The sequence below is a fragment of the Endozoicomonas sp. SESOKO3 genome (assembly GCF_024606255.1).
This window is the reverse complement of record NZ_JAHHPR010000537.1, coordinates 1-6457: the sequence shown is the minus strand read 5'-3', so window position 1 is coordinate 6457 and position 6457 is coordinate 1. Positions and strand designations below refer to the sequence as shown.

4 protein-coding genes are annotated in these 6457 nt (G+C 46.6%); 2 read left to right on the top strand and 2 right to left on the bottom strand.

Translation table 11 applies throughout. From position 1 onward, the window contains the following. Both KDK18_RS09300 and KDK18_RS09295 read left to right on the top strand, forming a co-directional pair. On the top strand, window positions 1-393 hold a 393-nt coding region (locus tag KDK18_RS09300), incomplete at its 5' end, for a hypothetical protein (RefSeq protein WP_257254626.1). A 131-nt stretch (window positions 394-524) separates the two neighbouring features. After that, the gene (locus KDK18_RS09295) at window positions 525-1910 is read left to right on the top strand and encodes a C2 family cysteine protease (protein WP_257254625.1); all 1386 of its coding nucleotides are present in this window, start codon (window positions 525-527) and stop codon (window positions 1908-1910) included. A gap of 37 nt (window positions 1911-1947) precedes the next feature. Here KDK18_RS09295 and KDK18_RS09290 read toward each other — a convergent pair whose 3' ends face one another. After that, window positions 1948-3468 (bottom strand): hypothetical protein, encoded by a 1521-nt coding sequence (locus KDK18_RS09290; protein WP_257254624.1) that lies wholly within the window; start codon window positions 3466-3468, stop codon window positions 1948-1950. 240 nt (window positions 3469-3708) lie between these two features. Next, window positions 3709-5805: a polyribonucleotide nucleotidyltransferase gene (gene pnp, locus KDK18_RS09285; RefSeq protein WP_257254623.1), complete on the bottom strand. Its 2097-nt coding sequence runs from the start codon at window positions 5803-5805 to the stop codon at window positions 3709-3711. Window positions 5806-6457 lie beyond the last annotated feature (652 nt).

Here is a 6457-nt window from a genome sequence, read left to right as displayed (position 1 = left end):
GAAAAAGATATTGTTTATATCCGTGACCCTCATGGCGAGTCTGATGCGGTTACAAATATCTATACCATTAATCGACACATTCAGCCTCTTTCCTCAAAAGATAGCGAAATATTTGAAGTCATACTCAACTATCCCGGCCTTCCTGAAAGCGGATTATCTTACGGACTGACGAAGCCTCGATTGAACAACTTCCTTAATCAAACTGTGCCGGATATGATGGACAGCGTAGCCAATGGGATAATCCCTTCCAATATTCTGGGATTCATGCCTATTTCTGAGAGAAGTGCTGCCAGTACCGGCATCATTGAAATGACCCTGGAACAGTTCATTAATACGTTTAATTTCATGCAGATTAGCCAGTGCGAACCGTACCAATGCCCAAATAAACAATAACCAAGCGGGCCAGTTGGATATGAACTATTCTTTGGACCTGCTGTTATCTAATGGTTAATTAGCCTTGCCGAAAATCTTGATCAGACCAGAAAGCATTACACAATAGCAAGCTGATTTTTACAGGGGTCAATTTGATAGATCGATTACGCACTTTATTAATGGCCTGTCTGCTCTTTTTTTCTCTCCAGGTTTTTAGTGGGGAACTTTCACCCGGCTACTCGTCAGCATATCGCTACTTTCCAGAGCTGGCGGACGCCCTTGATGAAGACTCTGATGGCCTACTCTCCTACGATGAGCTGATTAAGGGCTACCATGCTCCATATCTGAACAAAGAGCTTTACCAAACCATCAGGCTTTACCTTGTTAATTTCGAGTCATGGCAAAATCCTGTCACCGCCTCATTAAGCAGGAATAGCATTGAGCTGGCCGAACTTTCGGGGCGAGTTGCAAAGTATCACCACGAGCAAGACAACACCTTTTGGGATGCCTGGTTGGCACAACATTCGGAGCAACTGTATGTCTACCCCTATAGACGACTTTTCCCTCACGGTCTGACCAGCATCACTCCGGATAACCTCCTGCAGAAGCGTTTTCCAGATTGCACTCTGATCGCTTCGCTGGCCTCAATAGCCAGTTCTGAAACCGGAAAAAGGTTGATATTCAATTACTTCTATACCATTGATGAGCAGACATTTGGTATTCTTTTTCAAGGCATTACTACGGGCATCCTGATTCAATTCAGAGAGATTGAGCACCACCCATACTTTGCTAAAACACGGGATGGTGGTCTCTGGCTGGCTATGCTGGAAGCCGCATACGCTCAACAGTCGAAACGCTTCATTAATAGAAGACGACATGATTACAAGGCACAATACAAATATCATCTATATTCGGAACTGAAGGGAGTCTATGAAACAGATGCTTTCCCTATTCTAATGGGGTCGCATAACAACCTCATCAACCCGCAATCACTGACTCAAGAGCGACTGAGGGAACGACTCAACTCTTTTATTGATAATGAAAAAGTAGCAACTGTTTCTATCAACCCATCCTATTCAGCCCGCTTGGGGCTAAGGCCATTTTCAGGAATCAAAACCAAGCACGCCTATAGCCTGATTGGTTATGACAAAGAAAAAGATATTGTTTATATTCGCGACCCTCAAGGTAAGTCTGCTGCGGTTGAAAATATCATTACCATTATTAGACATAAACAGCATCTTTCCATAAGAGATAACGCAATATTTGAAGTCATGACGAACAAACGCGGCCGATCTGGCTACGGAGTCAGTTATACCATGACGGAGCCTCAAATAAATTACCTGCTTAATCAAGCTAATCTGGGGGTGATTGACATGGACAAGAAAATAACCTCTATTGGAAAACCCAAGTCTACTTCTGAAAGAAGCCCTGCCAATACCGGCATCATCGAAATGAGCGTAGAGCAGTTCATTAGCACGTTTAATCTCATGCAAATGAGTCAGGACGGGCCATACCAATGCCTGAATAACAACAATTGACTCCCACACCAACACAACCCTTTTGACTCGCCCGTCATTACCTGACCAGAATTTCAAAGTCCTTTGAATCAACTAAAGCGTGAGAGTCTCCGCAGGGCGTTGCAAATGACGCTTTACAGACCTTGTCCTTCCCAAAATACTTGCCGTAGGTTTCGTAACCGTTATTCTTAAAACGACAAAAATATTGCGGCACTTTGATTATTTTTTTGCCAGAGTTTGAATAGCTGTAACCGGCAATAATAGCCTTTTCTGGCAGATCACCCTCAAAAGCCTGCCAGCGAATATAACCACCAATCACAGGTCTCAGGTAAGAACCAATAGTGCCATCCTGATTAGTAGCGACGTAGCCACTTTTTCCACTGGTACCTATGTATCTACAATACTTATCAGGTCCCTCCCCTGCCAATGATCCCAAGATAAACGCTTCGTAAGGCTCTATGGGGGAGCAAAAGTATGTGTAAGCCTCAAGATTGGCCACTCCTTTGAGACCCTCTTCTGATGTCACTGTTTGCCATATAACGGGAGACCGCGTGGCTGGACGGGCTTTCTGTCGCACAGGGATAAAATGGGACATACTGCCTGCTGGATTAGCCTCAGCTGTCAGGCCTGAGCATCCATAACCGCTTCTATGACCCCCATCGCTGTACCATTGGGTTCCGGGGCTGGAATCACTTTTACACAAAGTTTCATGACGCAGACTTCCAGACAACAGCACTGTCGATGCAAAGGGTGCCGGATGCTTGATCCTTTTCCGAAATCGGTAGGTGACGCTGTCGTAAGTAACATTGATCTGATAATATTTTTTGTCAGTGACCAGAATGTCTCTGGGCAGTAGATTTTCATCCCCCAAAGAGTCCGGGAAAAGACCTGTTTCACGACTCGATAAAAGACATCCGCTGACATTATCGGGTGTATTGGCCAGCATACCAACCAGGGTGCTGGCCCTACCATTCTGCATAAACTTGACTCGACAGAATCCGGTCAGTTGGTCATCATTACAGCGGGACTCTTTGGCTAAAGGCTCTGGCAGTGGGGAAATACAATATTGTCTTGATGACCCGTAGGGATAAGCCGGATTATAGCCAGTGTTTAATGGAAATAGAGCTGGCTCTGGCTGGAGACCGCCTTCATTAGTGCCATGATTAGGGCGCAATGAGGGGTCATCAAGAAAAGTTGCCCTTGCCCAAAGATACGTCAGCTTTCTCTTAGCGTCAGCGTAGTTATCCTCACTGACATCAAAAGGAATCAGGTTGTACTGATCGTGCATCGCTTTCTGAGACGGCTCAGGAACCTCTGTGGCCTGCAATAGCGGACTGGTGCTGTTGATAACACCACCTTGACTTGATGAGGAATCCACAGAATTTCTTTTCTCAGCTTTTGACTCGCCCGACGGAGACATCGTTCCCAAAACGAGCGGAAGAAGCGTTTTATTTTTTGATTGCTTTGAATGTGAGTCCGTGGGCCCTCCGTGCCGTTGCTCACTGGCAAAAGCAATTCCGTAGTGAGTCAAAGCGATGGATAAGATCAGCGCGCTCAGAGCCCCTAAAACTTGTCTCATGCCCAAGCTCCTCGACCATAGTTACGGCAAAATCAGGTTAAAAACCTGTTCGTAACACTCGATAAGGGGGTAAATATAGTGTTGATTTCAATGATAAATAGAATATAAATGACTTATAAAAACTTATTCTTATGAAATCTGGCTCAGAGTATGCGGGTTCAAGAATTTAGCTGTGTGGTATGGAGATAGCAAAACAGGAGCCACTGACTCCTGTTTTTTTAGAAAGCCTCGCGTTTAAGATCAGCTTTGCTGTTCTCTTGCACGCTCAACTTCTTTCATGCTCAGTTTTATACGACCACGAGAGTCTATATCCAGCACAACAACGTCAACTGTCTGACCAACTTTCAGGTAGTCAGTCACATTCTCAACACGCTCATTGGCGATTTGAGAGATATGCACAAGGCCGTCTTTACCAGGCAGTACGCTGACAAATGCACCAAAGTCCAGAATACGGGTAACTTCACCGGTATAGATTTTACCAATCTCGGCTTCAGCAGTAATGCCGTAAACCATGTCGTAGGCAGCTTTGGCTTTTTCACTGTTCTCGGCAAAGATCTGAACCATACCACTGTCGTCGATATCAACAGACGCACCGGTTTTATCGCAGATACTGCGGATAGTAGAACCGCCCTTACCGATCACATCACGAATCTTGTCCGGATCAATTTTCAGAGACATGGTCATAGGCGCATTGGGGTTCAATTCTGAACGGGCAGTACTGATGACCTTGTTCATCTCACCGAGGATGTGCAGGCGAGCCTGCATAGCCTGTTCCAGGGCTATCTCCATGATCTCTTCTGTAATACCAGCAATCTTGATATCCATCTGCAGGGCTGTGATGCCTTCAGAGGTACCAGCTACTTTAAAGTCCATGTCACCCAGGTGGTCTTCATCACCCAGTATGTCGGTCAGAACAGCGAACTGATCACCTTCTTTAACCAGACCCATGGCGATACCGGCAACTGGCGCTTTCAGAGGAACACCTGCATCCATCAGAGCCAGGGAAGAACCACAGACAGAAGCCATAGAGCTGGAGCCGTTGGATTCAGTGATCTCGGAAACAACTCGGATGGTGTATGGGAACTCATCCTGACTCGGCAGAACCGCCTGAACACCACGACGAGCCAGACGACCGTGACCAATTTCACGACGTCCAGGCGCCCCCATGCGACCACACTCGCCCACAGAGTAGGATGGAAAGTTGTAGTGCAGCATGAATGGGTCTTTGACTTCCCCTTCCAGATTATCAACGATCTGAGCGTCACGGGACGTACCCAGTGTCGCGGTAACAATAGCCTGAGTTTCGCCACGAGTGAACAGGGAAGAACCGTGAGTCTTCTGCAGAACACCGATCTCAACACCAATGTTACGAACCGTCTTGGTGTCACGACCATCTATACGAGGCATGCCGTTGATAATGTTGCCACGTACAACATTTTTCTCCAGCTTGCCGAAAGCCTTTTCAACATCAGAAGCGTCGAACGCACTGTCTTCAGCGATCGCTTCCATCACTTCCTGACGCAGTGTTTTAACGGCGGCAGTACGATCTTGTTTGATGGTGATCTGGTAAGCTTCACGCATCTTACCTTCGAAAGCCGCTACTTTTTCTTTCAACTGGATGTTCTCAGCTGGCGCTTCCCACTCCCAGCGAGCCTTGCCAGCCTCTGCAGCCAGCTCCTTAACGGCCTGGATGACGGTCTGGTATTCCTGGTGGGCAAACAGAACCGCTCCCAGCATCTCGTCTTCTGTCAGTTCCTGAGCTTCAGATTCAACCATCAGAACAGCGTCGTTAGTACCCGCTACCACCATGTCCAACTCGGAAGTCTTTAGTTCTTCATAGCTTGGGTTTAGCAGATAACCTTTCTCTTCGTTGAAACCAACACGGGCAGCACCGATCGGACCATCGAAAGGAATACCGGAAACAGCCAGGGCTGCAGAGGTCGCTACCATGGCCAGAATGTCCGGATCATTCTTCTTATCAGTGGACATGACTGTACAGACAACCTGTACTTCGTTCATGAAACCTTTAGGGAACAGAGGACGAATAGGACGGTCGATCAAACGAGAAGTCAGAGTTTCTTTCTCACTTGGACGGGATTCGCGCTTCAGGAAGCCACCCGGAATTTTACCGGCAGCGTATGTTTTTTCTTGATAGTGAACGGAGAGCGGGAAGAAATCCTGACCTTCATTCGCCTGTCGGGCTCCGACAACAGTTGCCAGAATAGCAATATCGCCCATCTTGGCCAGGACAGCACCCGAAGCCTGACGAGCAACACGACCGGTTTCCAGAGTGATGGTCTGGTCACCGAACTGAAATGTTTTAATTACCGGATTCACAACGTTTTCCTATTAAGTGTGAACAAACGAATACAGTACCCGGTCATAGTGGTGTGACAGATGCAATTCAAAACCCTCTGGATAACCTAAAGACCCTGCCTACCCAGACAGACTTGGAATTGCACCCTCTACTGACAACCAGGGTGCTGACAAATAAGTACCTAACAAGATACTTAAGAGAGCGGAGATCCCGCTCTTTAAAACCTTAAAAACAATGTCGTCTTTATGGTTCTTTTAACCACAAGAAAAGCTAAAACTTTATTATACACTGTATTGCAGTAAAGATTTCACAGCCTGACTGCAATACCTTGCTGCTCTTCTGCAACAGGCTGATTTTTCTTATGACCGACAAAGCAAAACACCGCCTGCCTCACAATGGAAGCCGGCGGTGCTTTGACTACACAGAAACACATTAACTGGCTTCGAAGCTGCAATTCGTTCGAAGCTGTTTAATCCACTTCTGTCTAACCCTGAGTTGAACACAAAATTTCAACTCAAAGCATGCTACTACGTCTGGGAGGCTGACCGAGAATATTGCCCGCCTGGGCTAGCCCGTAGCGAGGACGGAAAAATTGGGGATGAAAATTCGGTTTTGTAAGGAGAATAGCGAGCTATTTGACGAACAAAAGCGGATTTTCAGACCAATTTGCTG